This window comes from Agromyces sp. GL_144, assembly GCF_057834305.1.
In genome coordinates this window covers 4124954-4141861 of sequence record NZ_CM174399.1, presented here as the reverse complement: position 1 = coordinate 4141861, position 16908 = coordinate 4124954, and the positions used below count along the sequence as shown (strand labels likewise).

At 72.2% G+C, this 16908-nt stretch carries 14 protein-coding genes; 5 read left to right on the top strand and 9 right to left on the bottom strand.

Features of this window, described 5'->3' with window-relative positions; genetic code table 11:
• Positions 1–76: 76 nt before the first annotated feature.
• On the top strand, positions 77–1492 hold the full coding sequence (locus AC3IPY_RS19065) for an aminotransferase-like domain-containing protein (protein ID WP_489185852.1): 1416 nt from the start codon (positions 77–79) through the stop codon (positions 1490–1492).
• On the opposite strand, the gene fdxA is transcribed toward AC3IPY_RS19065, so the two are convergent.
• The 8 genes from fdxA to AC3IPY_RS19025 all read right to left on the bottom strand — a co-directional run bounded on the left by fdxA (position 1464) and on the right by AC3IPY_RS19025 (position 10096).
• The gene (fdxA, locus tag AC3IPY_RS19060; RefSeq protein WP_489185851.1) at positions 1464–1784 is read right to left on the bottom strand and encodes a ferredoxin; all 321 of its coding nucleotides are present in this window, start codon (positions 1782–1784) and stop codon (positions 1464–1466) included. The genes AC3IPY_RS19065 and fdxA overlap by 29 nt on opposite strands.
• Positions 1781–3208, bottom strand: coding sequence for an FAD-dependent oxidoreductase (locus tag AC3IPY_RS19055; RefSeq protein ID WP_489185850.1), 1428 nt, complete (start codon positions 3206–3208; stop codon positions 1781–1783). The genes fdxA and AC3IPY_RS19055 overlap by 4 nt, the downstream gene beginning before the upstream one ends.
• Positions 3205–4065 (bottom strand): uroporphyrinogen-III C-methyltransferase, encoded by an 861-nt coding sequence (gene cobA / locus AC3IPY_RS19050; protein WP_489185849.1) that lies wholly within the window; start codon positions 4063–4065, stop codon positions 3205–3207. The genes AC3IPY_RS19055 and cobA overlap by 4 nt, the downstream gene beginning before the upstream one ends.
• Before the next feature lie 97 nt (positions 4066–4162).
• Complete coding sequence (locus AC3IPY_RS19045; RefSeq protein ID WP_489185848.1) at positions 4163–5515, bottom strand: sulfate adenylyltransferase subunit 1; 1353 nt, start codon at positions 5513–5515, stop codon at positions 4163–4165.
• On the bottom strand, positions 5515–6438 hold the full coding sequence (cysD, locus tag AC3IPY_RS19040) for a sulfate adenylyltransferase subunit CysD (protein ID WP_489185847.1): 924 nt from the start codon (positions 6436–6438) through the stop codon (positions 5515–5517). The genes AC3IPY_RS19045 and cysD overlap by 1 nt, the downstream gene beginning before the upstream one ends.
• Positions 6435–7178, bottom strand: a complete 744-nt coding sequence (locus AC3IPY_RS19035; protein ID WP_489185846.1) for a phosphoadenylyl-sulfate reductase — start codon at positions 7176–7178, stop codon at positions 6435–6437. The genes cysD and AC3IPY_RS19035 overlap by 4 nt, the downstream gene beginning before the upstream one ends.
• A complete protein-coding gene (locus tag AC3IPY_RS19030; RefSeq protein ID WP_489188373.1) occupies positions 7175–8911 on the bottom strand; it encodes a nitrite/sulfite reductase in 1737 nt (578 codons plus the stop codon). Before AC3IPY_RS19030 ends, AC3IPY_RS19035 begins: the two co-directional genes overlap by 4 nt.
• Before the next feature lie 372 nt (positions 8912–9283).
• On the bottom strand, positions 9284–10096 hold the full coding sequence (locus AC3IPY_RS19025; protein ID WP_489185845.1) for a sirohydrochlorin chelatase: 813 nt from the start codon (positions 10094–10096) through the stop codon (positions 9284–9286).
• 135 nt (positions 10097–10231) lie between these two features.
• Between AC3IPY_RS19025 and AC3IPY_RS19020 the strand changes: the two genes are divergently transcribed.
• Genes AC3IPY_RS19020 through AC3IPY_RS19010 form a run of 3 tightly spaced genes read left to right on the top strand, consistent with a single transcriptional unit; the run spans position 10232 to position 13440 of the window.
• Positions 10232–11266, top strand: a complete 1035-nt coding sequence (locus AC3IPY_RS19020) for a permease (protein ID WP_489185844.1) — start codon at positions 10232–10234, stop codon at positions 11264–11266.
• Complete coding sequence (locus tag AC3IPY_RS19015; protein WP_489185843.1) at positions 11256–12056, top strand: TIGR03943 family putative permease subunit; 801 nt, start codon at positions 11256–11258, stop codon at positions 12054–12056. Before AC3IPY_RS19020 ends, AC3IPY_RS19015 begins: the two co-directional genes overlap by 11 nt.
• Complete coding sequence (locus AC3IPY_RS19010; protein ID WP_489185842.1) at positions 12046–13440, top strand: hypothetical protein; 1395 nt, start codon at positions 12046–12048, stop codon at positions 13438–13440. The genes AC3IPY_RS19015 and AC3IPY_RS19010 overlap by 11 nt, the downstream gene beginning before the upstream one ends.
• Positions 13441–13512: 72 nt before the next feature.
• On the opposite strand, the gene AC3IPY_RS19005 is transcribed toward AC3IPY_RS19010, so the two are convergent.
• The gene (locus AC3IPY_RS19005) at positions 13513–14142 is read right to left on the bottom strand and encodes a TetR/AcrR family transcriptional regulator (protein WP_489185841.1); all 630 of its coding nucleotides are present in this window, start codon (positions 14140–14142) and stop codon (positions 13513–13515) included.
• Between the two features lie 222 nt (positions 14143–14364).
• On the opposite strand from AC3IPY_RS19005, the gene AC3IPY_RS19000 reads away from it, so the two are divergent.
• Positions 14365–16881, top strand: a complete 2517-nt coding sequence (locus AC3IPY_RS19000) for a beta-glucosidase (RefSeq protein ID WP_489185840.1) — start codon at positions 14365–14367, stop codon at positions 16879–16881.
• The last annotated feature ends 27 nt before the right edge of the window (positions 16882–16908 follow it).

The following is a 16908-nucleotide window of genomic DNA, read 5'->3' as shown; positions in this document are numbered from 1 at the left end:
ACGTGCGTCCACCTTGGTACACTCACGAGAAATCATCCAAAGTGTCACACGACACTTCCCATCGGCCGGAGGGCACATGCGCGTCGCTTCGGGCTGGGCGCCGAGACTCGCGGATGCCGCGGGCCCGGCCTCCGAGCGTCTCGTGTCCGCGCTCGCCGAAGACATCCTCGACGGGGTCGTCGCCGAGGGCGAGCGCCTGCCCGCCCACCGCGCCCTCGCCGACCAGCTCGGCGTCGCGCTCGGCACGGTGACGAAGGCGTACGCCGAACTCGGCCTGCGCGGACTCGTGCGCGGCTCCCACGGACGCGGCACGTTCGTGAGCCATCGAGCGGATGCCGCGTCGGGCAGCGTCGACCTCGCCATGAACATGCCGCCGCGCCTGCTCTCCGACCGCGTCATCGCCGACGCCCTCGCCGCGAGCGCCGGTCGGGTCGACGCCGAGGTGCTCTCGGCGTGCGGGCCGCCCGGCGGACGCCTCGAGTACCGCCGCACCGCCGCTGCGTGGCTCGCGGCCGGCGGGCTCGAGATCCCCGCCGAAGAGCTCGTGCTCGCGCACGGCGCGCAGCAGGGCATCGCCGCGGTGCTCATGGCGGTCTCGCAACCGGGCCGGCCGGTGCCCGTCTACACCGAGGAGGTCACCTTCCACGGTGCACTCGCCTACGCGCGACTCGCGGGGCATCCGGTGCACGGCGTGCCGATCGACCGGCAGGGCCTGCGCCCCGACCTGCTCGACCGCATGCTCACCGACGATGCGCGCGGTCGCGGCGTGCGAGCCGGCCGTGCCGGAGGCATCCGCCCGGTGATCTATGTCACGCCGACCCTGCAGAACCCGACCGGCGCGACCATGTGCGCCTCGCGACGCCGAGAGCTCGTGCGCGTGGCGCGCCGGCACGACGCGCTCATCATCGAGGACGACGTCTACGCCCTCTCCGAGGAGCGCACGACGCCCGCCCTCGTCTCGCTCGCGCCCGAGCGCACGTTCCACGTGAGCAGCGCGTCGAAGGCGCTGAGCCCGGCGATCCGCATCGGCATGATCAAGCCGCCCTGCGCCTTCCGGCCGGCGGTCGCCGATGCCGTGCGTGCGCTCGGCCTGCCCGTGTCGCCGCTCATCTGCGTGCTGCTCGACGAGCTCGTGAGCGCGGGCATCGCCTCGACCGTGCGCGCGTCCATCCGCGACGAGGGCGCGCGACGCACCGCGCTCGCGCGCGAGCAGTTCGGCTCAGCGCTGTTCCTCGCGCCGAAGACGGGCTACCACGTGTTCCTGCCGATGCCGCCCGAGCACGCTCGGCGCCTCGCGATGGCCGCGCAGGACGCTGGCGTGCTGCTCACCGATCCCGACTCGATGCTGGCCGACCCGTCGCAGCACGCCGGCGGCGTGCGGCTCAGCCTCGGCGGCCCCACGATCGCGGAGCTCACCCGCGGCCTCTCGATCGTGCACGGGCTCATGGGCGCGGCTGCGCCGCTCAGTGCCCCTGCGGGGGCAGTGCGCTGATGACGGGGTGGTCTTTCGCGATGACGCCGACCTTGGCGGCGCCGCCGGGCGAGCCGAGGTCGTCGAAGAACTCGACGTTGGCCTTGTAGTAGTCGGCCCATTCTTCGGGGAGGTCGTCTTCGTAGTAGATGGCCTCGACGGGGCAGACGGGTTCGCAGGCGCCGCAGTCGACGCATTCGTCGGGGTGGATGTAGAGCGAGCGTTCACCCTCGTAGATGCAGTCGACCGGGCACTCGTCGATGCAGGCACGGTCCTTCACATCGACGCAGGGCAGCGCGATGACGTAGGTCACGAGACGACCAGGGCCCCGTCGCGCGAGATGCCGACCTGCTCGTCGCGGGGCACGACCTTGACGCGCTCGCGCACGACCTCGCCGTAGTGCTCGGCCGCTTCGAACGCCTCGCCGAGCGAGCGCTCGTGGGCGTCGAGGGCGAGCCAGCCGTTCCACGTCGTGTAGTGCACGCCACGGGCGTCGAGCAGCTCGAAGACCTCGGCCCCGTCGGCCGCGTCGACGATGGCGGGCGGCAGGGATCCGGCCGTGGCATCCGCGAGCAGGTTCGTGATGGTCTCGAGCGCGTCGCCCTTCGTGTGGCCGATGAGGCCGACCGGGCCGCGCTTGATCCAGCCGGTGGCGTAGACGCCGGGCAGGTGCGAGCCCGAGGCATCCGTCACGCGGCCGCCCTCGTTGGGGATCACGGCGCGGGCCTCGTCGAACGGCACGTCGGCGACCGGCGAGCTCGCGTAGCCGACGGCGCGGTACACGGCCTGCACGGGCACGTCGACGAACTCGCCGGTGCCCTCGACCGAGCCGTCGCCCACCGGGCGAGTCAGCTCGAAGCGCACGGCCTCGACGGCTTCGGTGCCGAGCACCTCGACCGGCGCGTGCAGGAAGTGCAGGTGCAGGCGACGCGAGGCGGTGTACTCGTGATCGGCGGGCTTGCGCCAGCCGTTGAGCGTGCGGGTCATGACCTTGACCTGGTTGTTCGACGCGAACAGCTGCTCGGCGTGGGGGTCGTTCGCGGCGCGCTCGAAGTCGTCGTCGTAGACGATGACGTCGACGTCGGGCACCTCGCCGAGCTCGCGCAGCTCGATGGGCGTGAACTTCACGTGGCCGGGGCCGCGGCGGCCGAAGACGTGCACGTCGGTCACGGGCGAGGCCTCGAGGCCCGCGACCACGTTGGCCGGGACATCCGTCGTCAGCAGGTCCTTCGGGTGCTTCGCGAGCACGCGCGCGACGTCGAGCGCGACGTTGCCGTTGCCGATGACGGCGATCGACTGCGCCTCGAGCGGCCAGGTGCGGGCCACGTCGGGGTGGCCGTCGTACCAGGCGACGAAGTCGGCGGCGCCGTAGGAGCCCGGCAGGTCGATGCCCGGGATGTTCAGCGGCGCATCGCGAAGGGCACCGGTGGCGAAGATGACCGCGTCGTAGCGCTCCTGCAGCTCGGCGACCGTGATGTCGCGGCCGACCTCGACGTTGCCGATGAGGCGGATCGTGCCCGCGTCGAGCATCTCGTGCAGCGAGTTGACGATGCCCTTGATGCGCGGGTGATCGGGCGCCACGCCGTAGCGGATCAGGCCGTAGGGCGCCGGAAGCGACTCGTACAGGTCGATCGCGACCTCGCCGCCGGCCTCGGTGACCTGGCGGTTCAGGATGTTGCCGGCGTAGATGCCGGCGGGGCCGGCGCCGATGATCGCGACGCGGAGGGAGAGGGTCATGTCTGCGTGGTCTTTCGGTCAGCTGAGGCGGGGGCCTCGGGGGAGGTGGTCGCGATCGGCGTGCCGGTCGCGGACGTGATGGCGTCTGGTGCGTAGGGGCTCAGGGTCACCACGTCGCCGACGACGACCACCGCAGGCGAGCGGATGCCGCGGCGTGCCGCCTGCAGTGCGATCGTGTCGAGCGTACCCACTGTGACACGCTGACCTGAGCCGTAGCCGTCTTCGATGATCGCGACGGGGCAATCACCGCCGCGCTCGCCGCGGGAGAGGGTGATCGCGGAGTTCGCGAGGGTGCCGACGCCCATGAGCAGCACGACGGTGTGGTCGCGCGAGCCGCCGAGCGACTGGATCTGGTCGTGGCCGGTGACGACGGTGAACGTGGTCGCGAGGCCGCGGTGCGTGAGCGGGATGCCCGCGATCGCCGGCACCGAGATCGCGCTCGTGATGCCGGGCACGACCTCGACGGCGATGCCCGCCTGCTGGCAGAAGGCGACCTCTTCGCCGCCGCGGCCGAAGATGAACGGGTCCCCGCCCTTGAGTCGCACGACGCGCTTGCCGTCGCGGGCGAGCGTGACGAGCAGTTCGTTGATCGCGTCTTGGGGAACGGCGTGGTGGCCGGGCAGCTTGCCGACGTCGACGACCTCGGCCGCGAGGTGCACGCCCTGGGCCGCGAGTCCGTCGAGCACCGAGCGGGCGCCGAGCCGGTCGGCGACGATGACGTCGGCGGCCTCGAGCGCGCGCAGTCCGCGGATCGTGAGCAGACCGGCGTCGCCCGGTCCGGCGCCGACGAGCGTGACCCGGCCGGGTTCGGGGCGCGCCGTCGCTGCAGCGACGTGCGCCGTGAACGTCGCGCTCACGCGAGGCCACCGGCGACGACGGCCGCGGCGACGATCGCAGTCGCGAGCACGAGTCCGCCGATCACGCCGACGATCGCGCGCGTGCGGTTCGCGGCGGTCATACGGCGACCCAGCCCGCGGCCGCCGCGGTGGCGGCCCGCTCTTCAGCGGAGGCCTCGACGGGCGCGGTCACGATGCCGGCGGCGAGCGTGTAGCCCGACTGCGGGTCGATCACGAGGAACGCACCCGCACGACGGTGCGTCGCGTACTCCTCGATCGGCAGTTCGGCGGCGAGGCGCACGCGCACCTGGCCGATGTCGTTGACCTCGAGCGTGGCGGCCGGGTCGAGCGCGAGCGTGTCGAGGTCGCGGCGTCCGACGATGTCGGAGACGAGCGCCTGCACGGTGCTGGTGCCCGACTTCACGAGCACGCGGGCGCCGGGGCGCAGCGGCTGCGCACCGAGCCAGAAGACGGAGGCATCGAGCTCGCGCCGCGGCTCGGGCAGCGCGCCCTCGGCGACGATGACCGCGCCGCGGGCGGCGTCGAGCTGGTCGGCGAGGCGCAGCGACACCGAGCGGGGGGCGGATGCCTCGTCGACGGCGCTCGATCCGGCGTCGATGCCCGTCACGGTCGTCGTCGCGCCGCCCGGGAACACCTGCACCCGGTCGCCGACGCGCACGGTGCCCGAGGCGATGCGCCCGGCGAACGCCCGGTAGTCGCGGAAGGACTCGGCGTCGTCGACGTCGTGTGCGAGCGCGCCCTGCGGGCGGATGACGAGCTGCACCGGGAAGCGCAGCGCCTCGAACTCGGTCTCGAGCTCGTCGAGCGAGGGCAGCGTCTCGAGCAGTTCGAGCAGGCTCGGGCCGTCGTACCAGGGCGTGTTCGACGAGCGATCGACGATGTTGTCGCCCGCGAGGGCGGAGACCGGGATGACATGCGTGTCGGAGAGGCCGAGTTCGCGCGCGAGCGCGGCGACATCCGCCGCCACCGTGTCGTACGCGTGCTGGGAGTAGCCGAGCAGATCGATCTTGTTGACGGCGATGATCACATGCGGCACGCGCAGCAGCGCGACGACCGCGAGGTGCCGGCGCGTCTGCTCGAGCACGCCGTTGCGGGCGTCGACGAGCACGACGACGGCGTCGGCCGTGGTCGCGCCGGTGACCATGTTGCGCGTGTACTGCACGTGCCCGGGGCAGTCGGCGAGGATGAACGAGCGTCGCCCGGTCGAGAAGTAGCGGTAGGCCACGTCGATCGTGATGCCCTGCTCGCGCTCGGCGCGCAGGCCGTCGGTGAGCAGCGCGAAGTCGATCGCACCCGGCTCGCCTCCGAAACCGCGCTCGGCGGACGTGCGGGTCACGGCCTCGAGCTGGTCGGCGAGGATCGCCTTCGAATCGTGCAGCAGGCGGCCGACGAGGGTCGACTTGCCGTCGTCGACCGAGCCGGCCGTGGCGAAGCGGAACAGTGCGCCCATCAGAAGTACCCGTCCTTCTTGCGATCCTCCATGGCGGCCTCGGAGATGCGGTCGTCGGCGCGCGTGGCGCCGCGCTCGGTGAGCGTCGAGGTCGCGACCTCGCGCACCACCTCGGCGACGGATGCCGCGTCGGACTCGACCGCGCCCGTGCAGCTCATGTCGCCGACCGTGCGGTAGCGCACCGTGCGCACCTCGATCGACTCGCCCGGCTTGGCGGGGGACACGTCGGAGATCGCGCGCCACATGCCGTCGCGGCGGTACACCTCGCGCTCGTGCGCGTAGTAGAGCGGCGGCAGCTCGATGGCCTCGCGCTCGATGTAGCTCCACACGTCGAGCTCGGTCCAGTTCGAGATCGGGAACGCGCGCACGTGCTGGCCCACCGTGTGGCGGCCGTTGTAGAGGTCCCAGAGCTCGGGGCGCTGGTTGCGCGGGTCCCACTGGCCGAACTCGTCGCGGAGGCTCAGGATGCGCTCCTTCGCGCGCGCCTTGTCTTCATCGCGGCGAGCGCCGCCGAAGACGGCGTCGTGCTTGCCCGCGGTGATCGCGTCGAGCAGCGGCTGGGTCTGCAGCGGGTTGCGCGTGCCGTCGGCGCGTTCCTGCAGGCGGCCGTCGTCGAGGTAGTCCTGCACGGAGGCGACCTCGAGGCGCAGGCCGAGCCGCTCGACCGTGCGGTCGCGGAACTCGATGACCTCGGGGAAGTTGTGGCCCGTGTCGACATGCAGCACCGGGAACGGCACCTTGCCCGGCCAAAACGCCTTGGCCGCGAGGTGCAGCACGAGCACGGAGTCCTTGCCGCCCGAGAAGAGCAGCACGGGGCGCTCGAACTCGGCGACGACCTCGCGGATGATGTGGATGGCCTCGGCCTCGAGGGCGTCGAGCGTGTCGATGCCGGTCTCGACCGGGATGGTGTCGATGGCGCTCATACGTGCAACCCGCATTCCGTCTTGTCGAGGCCGGCCCAGCGACCGGCCCTGGGGTCTTCGCCCTCGGCGACCTGCCTGGTGCACGGCTCGCAGCCGATCGACGGGTAGCCCTGGCTCAGCAGGTCGTTCACCGGCACGCCGAAGGCGTTGGAGTAGTCGATGAGCTCGTCGAAGCTCCACGCCGCGAGCGGGTTGACCTTGACGAGCCCGTTGCGCTCGTCGAAGGTCACGAGCGGGGTGTTCGTGCGGGTGGGCGCCTCGTCGCGGCGCACGCCCGTGAACCACAGCTCGTAGCCCGTGAGCGCGTCGTGCAGCGGGGCGACCTTGCGCATGGCGCAGCATTCGGCGGCGTCGCGGGCGAAGAGGTCGAGCCCGAACTTCGCGTTCTGCTCGGCGACCGTGAGCTCGGGCAGCACGTCGACGACGCGCACGTCGAGCGCCGAGGCGACGCGATCGCGGGTCTCGTAGGTCTTCGCGAAGTGGTAGCCGGTGTCGAGGAAGAGCACGTCGACACCGGGCAGCGACTGGGCGACCACATGGGGGAGCACGGCATCGGCCATCGAGCAGGCGACGGCCGAGGCATCCGCGTCGAAATTGCGCGCGACCCAGGCGATGACCTCGTAGGCGGATGCCTCGTCGGCGGCCAGGCTGCGCAATTCGGCGTTGCCCGCCTCGGCCAGCGCGCGCAGCTCGTCGTGCGTGCGCAGCGTGGTCGCGCGGGGGGCGAGGGAGACGCTCATCGCAGCACCTCTTCATCGGCGCGGTGCGCCCACTCGGCGAAGGTCTCGCCGGCCACGGCGTCGCGGTCGTCGAGGAAGCGCTTGACGACCCGCTCGACGTACTCGGCGATGCCGTCGGCCTCGACCTTGAGGCCGCGCACGGTGCGGCCGAGTCCGGCCTCTTCGCGGTCGGCCGTGGCGAGCCCGCCGCCGAGGTGCACCTGGTAGCCCGGCACCTGCTCGCCGGCGTCGTTCATGACGAGCTGGCCCTTGAGGCCGATGTCGGCGGTCTGGATGCGCGCGCAGGAGTTCGGGCAGCCGTTGACGTGCAGGGCGATCGGGTGCGGCAGGTCGAAGCCGTCGAGCGTCTGCTCGAGTTCGAGCACGGCCGCCGTGGCGAACGCCTTGGTCTCGACGATCGCGAGCTTGCAGAACTCGATGCCCGTGCAGGCGATGGTGCCGCGGCGGATGAGGCTGGGGCGCGCCGAGAGGCCGAGCTCGTCGAGGCCCGTGATGAGCGACTCGACGCGATCTTCGGGGATGTCGAGGATGACGAGCTTCTGGTGCGGCGTCGTGCGCAGGCGCGAGGAGCCATGCGCCTCGATCAGGTCGGCGAGCTTCGACAGCGTGGGCCCCGAGACGCGTCCGACGATGGGCGTGACGCCGACGTAGAACCGGCCGTCCTTCTGGCGGTGCACGCCGACGTGGTCGCCGTGCGCGAGCGGCTTGGGTGCGGCGGGGCCGTCGGGCAGGGGCGCCTCGAGGTACTCGGTCTCGAGCACCTGCCGGAACTTCTCGGTGCCCCAGTCGGCGAGCAGGAACTTCAGGCGAGCCTTGTTGCGCAGGCGCCGGTAGCCGTAGTCGCGGAAGATCTGCGCGACGCCGTGCCAGACGTCGGCCACCTGGTCGGGGGCGACGAAGACCCCGAGTCGCTCGGCGAGCCGGGGCGCGGTCGAGAGCCCGCCGCCGACCCAGAGGTCGTAGCCGATGCCGAGCTCGGGGTGCTCGACCGCGACGAAGGCGACGTCGTTGATCTCGTGCACGACGTCTTGGCTCGGGTGGCCCGTGAGCGCCGTCTTGAACTTGCGCGGCAGGTTCGCGAGCGTCTCGTCGCCGATGAACCGGCTCGTGATGGCGTCGATCTGCGCGGTCGGGTCGATGAGCTCGTCGGCGGCGATGCCCGCGACGGGGGAGCCGAGCACGACGCGCGGCACGTCGCCGCAGGCCTCGGTCGTGCCGAGCCCCACGGCTTCGAGGCGCCGCCAGATCTCGGGCACGTCTTCGACGCGGATCCAGTGCAGCTGCACGTTCTGACGGTCGGTGAGGTCGGCGGTGTCGCGGCCGAAGTCGATCGAGATCTGCCCGATCACGCGCAGCTGCTCGGTCGTGAGCTGGCCGCCGTCGATGCGCACGCGCAGCATGAAGTACTCGTCTTCGAGCTCGTGCGGCTCGAGCGTCGCGGTGCGGCCGCCGTCGATGCCGGGCTTGCGCTGCGTGTAGAGGCCCCAGACGCGGAAGCGCCCGTGCAGGTCGGTCGGGTCGATCGAGGCGAACCCGCCCTTGGAGTAGATCGTCTCGATGCGCTCGCGCACGCTCAGGCCGTTGTCGACCTGCTTCCACTCCTCGTTGCCGTTGAGCGGTGCGGTGCCGTCGACCTTCCACTGCCCGTTCGGGCGGCTCGAGGGGCGCGGGCCGGCGACGCGGCGGGCGGGGCGCTCGGCGACGGTGGTCTCGGTCGTCGCGGCGGCGGTCACGGCGCGGGTGCTCGCTGCCGGGTCGGTCGCTCCGGTCGTTGTCGGGGTCGTCACAGGCTCCTCCTTCCGTCGACGGCGCAGGGTGCGCGCGCAGGGTCGTCGTTCGAAGCTAGGCGAGCGGGGACGGCGGCGGCAGGCGGGCGCGTCACGTCCGGTCACGCCGTGTCGTATTGCGTCACAGAAGGGCGCGGGGGCTTGTGCTCGCGCCCGGTCGGTGCTCGCTGCGCCGGCCGTGCAGGAAATCAGGCTGCCTCCCCGCCCATAGAGAGGGATGGGGCCTCATCTCCTGCAGCGGGAGGCTCGGCTCGGGCGGAGTGCGTGGCTCGGTCGGGTGGTGCGGCTGGTTCAGGTGCGGGCCGCGGGCGGGGCGCTTCAGGCGCGGGCCGCGGATGCCTCGTCGTAGCGCTCGAGCACGATCTCGACGAGTTCCGCGGGGGCCACGGAATCGGGCAGGAGCAGCGGCGCGGCGGTGACGTCGGCGCCGGCGGCCCTGGCGAGGTCGTCGAAGTAGCCGGGCGCGAGCAGGTAGTTGGCGACGACGACGCGCGGTGCAGCGCCCGACGTGGCCGTTGCGTCGGCGGTGCCGGCGCGCGCGGCCGCGACGGCATCGGGCAGCGACGGCTCGGCGGCCGAGAGGAAGCCGACGGCGACCTCGCGACCGGATGCCGCGGTCAGCCGCGCGGTCATATCGAGGCAGTCATCGACGGCGCGCCGGTCGCTCGACCCGGCGACGGCGAGCACGATGCGGTCGTCGTCGCGGAGTCCGGCCTCTTCGAGGCGCTGCAGCAGCACGGTGACGAGCCGGTCGTCGGGACCGAGCGCGCCCGCGAGCGCGACCGGTCGAGCCGTCTCGGCCTCGACGGCCTCGGTCAGGTCGACGTGCACGTGGTACCCCGCCGAAAGCAGCAGCGGCACCACGACCGCCGGCTCGCCGTCGTCGAGCGAGGCGAGCGACGCGGGCACGTCGGGCTGCTCGACGTCGACGTGACCGAGGCGCAGCGACGGCAGGGCGGTGTCACCGGCGGATGCCACGACCGCGTCGGATGCCTCGGGGCCGGCCGCGCTCGCAGCCCGCCGCTCGAGCGCCGCGCCCACCGCGTCACGGAGCCCGCGCACGGCGGCGCGCCCCTCGGGCGAGCTCGTTCCGTGCGAGATGGCGACGAGGGCGGGAGGGCGTTCGGGCATGCCCACATGCTCGCACAACGGATGTTTCATCGAGGAGACGCCGGCTCGTGGCATCCGCTCGCCCTGTCATCCAAGAGGACCGACCCGCGATCGTATTGAGAACGATTCCCGATATCTCGCGTAGCCTTGACGCCGATGTCCCACCCCATCGGCCCCCACCCGGGCACTGACGCGCCACCGCTGACACGAAGGCCTCGGCCCGCCGTCGCCCTCGCGATCGGCATCGCCGCGGTGCTCGCGCTCGTCGCGCTGCGCCTGCTCGCCCCGCCCGAGGCGGGCGACCTGCTCTCCGACGGCGTGCAGGACTTCGTCACGCTGTCGGCGAGCGTCGTGATCGAGAGCCTGCCGTTCGTCTTCCTCGGCATCGTGCTGTCGATCGCAGTGCAGCTGTGGCTGCCGGCCGACTTCCTCACCCGCAGGCTGCCGCGCAACCCGTTCGTGCGGCGCGCGCTGATCTCGCTGCTCGGCGTGTTGCTGCCGGTGTGCGAATGCGGCAACGTGCCGCTCGCCCGCGGCCTCATCCAGCGCGGCCTCACGGTGGGGGAGTCGATGACGTTCCTGCTCGCGGCCCCGATCCTCAACCCGATCACGATCATCACGACGTACCAGGCGTTCGGGTGGAACGACGGGATCCTCGTCTCGCGCATCCTCGGCGGGTTCCTCATCGCGAACCTGGTCGGCTGGGTGTTCAGCCGCCACCCGCAGCCGATGTCGCTGCTGACGCCCCGCTTCCAGGCGACGTGCGCGCATGAGCACGCGGATGCCTCGGCGAAACCGCGCAAGGCGGCACGCATGTTCGCCGAGGAGACCTCGGCGATGCTGCCGGCCCTCTTCGTCGGCTCGGCGGTCGCCGGATTCATCCAGGTCGCGGTGTCGCGCGAGCTGCTCGTCGCCCTCGGCCAGAACCCCGTGCTCAGCGTGTTCGCGCTCATGCTGCTCGCGTTCGTGGTCGCGATATGCTCGAACGTCGACGCGTTCTTCGTGCTGTCCTTCGGCTCGACGTTCATGCCGGGCGCGATCGTCGCGTTCCTCGTGTTCGGCCCCATGATCGACATCAAGATGCTCGCCCTCATGCGCACGACGTTCACCACGCGAACGCTCGTGCAGCTCACCGCGATCGTCGCGCTCGCGAGCGCCGCGATCGGACTGGCGGTGAACCTTGTGGCCTAGGCTCGTCGAACGCTGGAAGGGCGTCGCCCTCACCCTCGTCGGCGTCGTGTCGACGGTGTGGCTCGCGCTCACCGGGCAACTCGCCCTCTACATCCACCCGCGGTACTTCGGCTTCACGGCGGTCATGGCGGTGGTCGGCGGCCTCCTCGCCCTCGCCGCGCTCGCGTTCGCGCCGTCGAAGGTCACCGAGGCGGATGCCGCGGAGCGGGCGGATGCCGCAGGGCACGACGCCGCGCACGACGACGGGCACGATCCGGCGCACGCCCCCGCACGCCGAACGGTCCTCGGCGCAGCGCTCGCGGTCGCGGTCATCATGGCGGCGCTCGTCGCGCTCATCATCGTGCCGCCCGCGACGCTCACGGCGCGGACCGCGGTGCAGCGCGACATCGACCGCACGAGCGCCGACCTCGCGGGTGACGCGCCGAGCCTCACGGGCGCCGATCCGACGACGTTCACGGTGAAGGACTGGGCGCTGCTCATCCGCCAGAACGACGACCCGGCGACCTATGACGGCCAGACCGCCTCGCTCACGGGGTTCGTGTCGCCGGCGCCGGGCGACCCCGACGACACGTTCTACCTCGCGCGGTTCACCGTGACCTGCTGTGCGGTCGACGCGCAGCCCGTCGGGGTTCCCGTGCACCTTCCGGGGTGGAAGGACCGGTTCGCGGTCGACGACTGGGTGGCCGCGACCGGCGGATTCGCCGCCGACCCCGCCGGCGGCGAGGGGCTCGTGCTCGTGCCAGAGGGCATCGAGACGGTCGAGCAGCCGGAGCAGCCCTATGTCTACTGATGGCGCCCGCCGCTTCCGCCGCGGCCTGGTGTCGACCGTCGGAGCGCTCGCCGCGGCATCCGTCGTGCTCGGCCTCCTGGGGCTGTGGCAGGGCCCGAAGCTCGTCGACGCGACCGTCGACGTGCAGCGCGCGACGCGGCTGGCCGACTCGCGGCTCGTGCTGCAGCTCAACCAGGAGGTCGCGCGGGTCGAGGGCGACCTGCGGATCACGCCCGACGAGCCCGCCGAGCTCACCGTCGACGGCGACCGTCTGGCGGTCGCGTTCGAGCGGCCGCTCCCGTACGCCGCCGAGATCAGCGTCGAGATCGGCGGTGTCGTCGGCGGGGCGCAACCGGGTGCGACCGATCTCGCCTACCGCTTCAGCACCGCCGACGAGCCGATCTACACGCTCGTGCGGCGCAGCTTCGACGGCCGACCCGATGTCGTGCGGCGCACCACCGTCGGCGACGATACCCCGCAGGACATGATCGAGGCCCCGCGGCTGCAGTCGTTCGCGCATGCCGGCGACGTGGTCGTGGCCGTGGCGATCGAAGACGACGGCGCCGACACCCTGCGCGTCGCGGGCATCGGCGACGACGTCCAGACCGTCGGGCTGCCCGAGCCCGGGGTCGTGCGCGACATCGGCGGATCGACGACGCATCCGCTCGTCGCGTTCCGGTTCTCGGGCACGCCCCGTCCCGGCGCCGGCGAGCCTCGGTATCGCAACGCGCTGTTCACCCTCGACGTGTCGGGGCAGGCGGCCGCGCCGCAGCCGGTGCTGGGGCTGGACGGCGAGCCGCTCGAGGTGGCGGACTGGAGATTCGTGCCCGGAACCACGTCGCTCGTCGTGCGCGCCGTCGACGGTGCATTCTTCATCGTCGACGCCCTCGGACTCGCGCCACCCGCGCCGCTCGGAGCGCACGCGGAACTGCGCGGCATCCTGCCGGGCACCACGGACCTCGTCGTCGCCGACCCCGATCAGGGCACGTTGATCGACCTGGTCACCGGCGAGGCGCACGAGAACGTGCTGCCGATCGCCGAGCTGCCGGGCGAGGCCTATCCCGGGCGCGTGCTGCAGCTCGACCGCGACGGCGCCCACCTCATGGAGGTGCTGCTCGTCTCGAGCGGTGAGACGGGGGACGTCGAGGCGCATTCGGTCATCGCGCGCGTCGACGCCGACGGCACCGCGGTGCGCTACGCGACCGCCGACGGCAGCCGGCTGCTCGGCTCCTGCCTGTCGCCGAACGGGCGCCTGCTCGCGGTCGAGACCGCCGATCGCGACGGCGAGACCGACGGATACCCGAACGAGCCGTCGCTGCGCGACCGGATCACGACGGTCGTCGACGTCGCGACCGGGGCCGTCGTGCGCGTGCAGAACGGCGGCTCGAACGACTGGTGCCGCTGACGCGGAACCGACCCGTCATCGAGGAGTCGCCGGCCCGCGGCATCCGCTCGCCCGCGTGTCAGGGGCGGGTGCTCAGGCGGTGGCGCGCAGCCGTTCCACGATCTCGTCCATCGTGCGGCCGACGAGCCGGGGCATGTCGATGGCGTCGGGGTCGAGCAGCCACTGCACCTGCAGGCCGTCCATGATGGCGATGAGGCCCGAGGCGGAGTCGCGCAGTTCCTGCTCGTCGGTGTTGCCCGAGACCTCGCCGAGCACGCCGGCGATCTTGGCGCGCAGGCCCTCGGTGCGGCCCTGGAAGTAGTCGTGCGCGGGGTGCCCGTCGGTGACCGACTCGCCCGAGAGCACCGAGTACGCCTGCACGACGCCTCGGCGGTGCGTGTTCTCTTCCACCGTGTCGACGAGGTGCTGCAGGAACGCCGGCCCCTCGACCTGGGCGCGCTCGGGGATGCCCGCGACCTCTTCACCGTCGCGGTACTTCAGCATCGCGACGAGCAGGCCCTCCTTCGACCCGAAGTGGTGCAGCACCCCCGCGTGCGTCATGCCGGCCTGCTCGGCGACCTCGACGAGTGCGCCCTTGTTGTAGCCGCGCGCCCCGAAGACGTTCATGGCGGCCTTCAGTACCGCCTCGCGACGCTCCGTCGTGCGCGCCTGCGGGCGCTGCACCCGTTCGGCCGCCGGCTTCGCCGCCTGCGTCGTATCCACCACGATGTTCCTTCCTTGGGCGGCGCCGACCGGCGGCATCCGCATCAGTGCAGGATGCCGCGTGGGCGCTCGCATGTCGAGTCCAACATCGGTTCGCCGAGGGTTCTCGGGTGAACCTGGGCCCGTTACCGAACCGTGACCTCGTTAACTTACTTACTAGTCAGTAAGTGTGTCACGATATCCAACGTCACTCAACGACGAGCATATGGATGGAGTTCCGGCGTGACCACAACCTCGACCGTCATCTCAGCGGATTCCACCGCCGAGGCGATTGCGCTCGCCGCCTCCCTGCCGCTCGACGAGAAGGTCGCGCTGCTCACGGGCGCCGCCACCTGGACCCTCCGCGAGATCGCCGAGATCGGCATGCGCACCATGACCGTCTCCGACGGGCCCATCGGCGTACGCGGCACCGGCGAAGACGGCCTGCCCTCCGCGCAGCTGCCCGCCCCGTCGGCCACCGCCGCGACGTGGGACGTCGACCTGCAGGCGCGCCTCGGCACCCTCATGGCCGGCGAGGCCAGGCGCAAGGGCGTCGACGTCATCCTCGCGCCGGTCGTGAACCTGCAGCGCAGCCCGGTCGGCGGTCGCCACTTCGAGTGCCTCTCCGAGGACCCGCTGCTCACGGCCCGCCTCGCGGTGTCGTTCGTCGACGCCATCCAGGCGCAGGGCATCGCCGCATGCGTCAAGCACTTCATCGGCAACGAGACCGAGACCGACCGCACCAGCTACCTCTCCCGCATCGACGAGCAGACGCTGCGCGAGGTCTACCTCGCGCCGTTCGAGGCCGTCGTCGACGCCGGCGTCTGGACCATCATGGCCGCCTACAACGGCCTCGCCCGGGCCGGCGTCGACGAGACCGCCACCGCGCACGAGCCCCTGCTCTCGGGCATCCTCAAGGGCGAGTGGCAGTTCGACGGCATCGTGATCAGCGACTGGCTGGCTACGAAGACCGCGGTCGAGCCCGCCATCGCCGGCCTCGACCTCGTCATGCCCGGCCCCGGCGGCCCCTGGGCCGAGGGCCTGCTCGCCGCCGTCGAGTCCGGGCTCGTGCCCGAGCACGTCATCGACGACAAGGTCGCGCGCATCGTGCGCCTCGCCGGCCGCGTGGGCGCCCTCAGCGGCATCGCCGGCCAGACGCTCCCGTTCGACCCCACCGGCGCCACCGCCGACCCCGCCGGCGACGAGGTCGTCGCCCTCCTGACCGATGCGGCCGCCCGCTCGACCGTCGTGCTCCGCAACGACGCCGAACTCCTCCCCGTCAGCGAAGAACTGGGCGGCCGCATCACCCTCATCGGGCACAACGCCGTCGAGCCCTTCACGCAGGGCGGCGGCAGCGCGTTCGTCACGCCGCCCCACGTGAGCGAACCGCTCGAGGCGCTGCGCGCCGCGTTCCCGAACGCGACCGTCGACCTGCACCGCGGCGGCTCCACCAAGGTCGGCGCCCCGCTCGCCCCGGCCCACGTGCTCACGACGCCCGCAGGTGAACCCGGCATCCTCGTCGAGCACCTCGACGAGGCCGGCGCCGTGATCGGCTCGCACATCGCCCTCGACGGCGAAGCGCTCTGGTTCCCGATCGACGGCCACGTCGTGGCATCCGTCCGCATCATCACCGACCTGCACCTCGCCGCGGCCGGCCGCCACCTCGTCGACCTCGGTCCGGTCGGCGCGCACCGCGTCGCCGTCGACGGCGACGAGCGCAGCACGTCCGACCGCGTCGTCGGCGCCGAGGTCATCCTCGACTCCAGCTACGCCAACCCCGAGCGCATCGAGACGTGGATCGAGGTCGACGAGCCGCGCACGGTGCGCATCGAGATCGACGCCCAGGTCGTGGACGGCGAGTCCTACGGGCACTTCGTGCGCGTGCACTTCCGCTACCTCGAGCCCGGCCTCAGCATCGAAGAGGAGATCGAGCTCGCGGTCGCCGCCGCTGCCGAGTCCGACCTCGCGGTCGTCATCGTCGGCACGAACCCCGAGACCGAGTCCGAGGGCTGGGACCGCCCCAACCTGGCGCTGCCCGGCCGGCAGAACGAGCTCGTGCGACGTGTCGCCGCGGCCAACCCGCGCACGGTCGTCGTCGTCAACGCCGGCGGGCCCGTCATCCTGCCCTGGCTCGACGAGGTCGCCGCCGTGCTCTGGTGGTGGCTGCCCGGCCAGGAGGCCGGCGCCTCGCTCGCGGCCGTGCTCACGGGCGCGATCGAGCCGAGCGGCCGCCTGCCCTGGACCCTCCCCGCCCGCGAAGAGGACGTGCCGGTGCCGAACGGCACGCCCGTCGACGGCGTCATCGACTACACCGAGGGCCGCGACGTCGGCCACCGCGGCTGGGACCGCCGCGGCCTCGTGCCCGCCCGCGAGTTCGGCTACGGGCTCGGGTACACCGAGTGGGCCTATCGCGGCATCGAACTCGTGGCCGCGGCATCCGACGCCGATCTCGTCACCGCCCGCGTGACGATCGAGAACACCGGGGCCCGCGACGGCCGCGAGGTCGTGCAGGTCTACCTCTCCGCTTCCGCCGAAGTCGACGACGCAAGCCGCCCCGTGCGCTGGCTCGCCGGGTTCGCCGTCGCCGACGTCGCCGTCGGCGCCACCACGACCGTCGACATCCCGATCGCACGCAGGTCCTTCGAGACCTGGTCGACGGATGCCTCGGCCTGGACCCTCCCCGCAGGCGCGTACCGCGTGCAGGCGGGCCGGTCCTCCAGAGATCTCCGCCTCGAGGCCGCGCACGCGGTCGAGGGCTGAGCACCACAAACGCACCAACCCACACAT

Excerpts from the sequence above, each read along its gene's own strand:
- AC3IPY_RS19065 (WP_489185852.1), top strand. The coding sequence starts at position 77 with ATGCGCGTCGCTTCGGGCTGGGCGCCGAGACTCGCGGATGCCGCGGGC.
- AC3IPY_RS19055 (WP_489185850.1), bottom strand. The coding sequence starts at position 3,208 with ATGACCCTCTCCCTCCGCGTCGCGATCATCGGCGCCGGCCCCGCCGGC.
- AC3IPY_RS19045 (WP_489185848.1), bottom strand. The coding sequence starts at position 5,515 with ATGGGCGCACTGTTCCGCTTCGCCACGGCCGGCTCGGTCGACGACGGC.
- cysD (WP_489185847.1), bottom strand. The coding sequence starts at position 6,438 with ATGAGCGCCATCGACACCATCCCGGTCGAGACCGGCATCGACACGCTC.
- AC3IPY_RS19035 (WP_489185846.1), bottom strand. The coding sequence starts at position 7,178 with ATGAGCGTCTCCCTCGCCCCCCGCGCGACCACGCTGCGCACGCACGAC.
- AC3IPY_RS19025 (WP_489185845.1), bottom strand. The coding sequence starts at position 10,096 with ATGCCCGAACGCCCTCCCGCCCTCGTCGCCATCTCGCACGGAACGAGC.
- AC3IPY_RS19020 (WP_489185844.1), top strand. The coding sequence starts at position 10,232 with ATGTCCCACCCCATCGGCCCCCACCCGGGCACTGACGCGCCACCGCTG.
- AC3IPY_RS19010 (WP_489185842.1), top strand. The coding sequence starts at position 12,046 with ATGTCTACTGATGGCGCCCGCCGCTTCCGCCGCGGCCTGGTGTCGACC.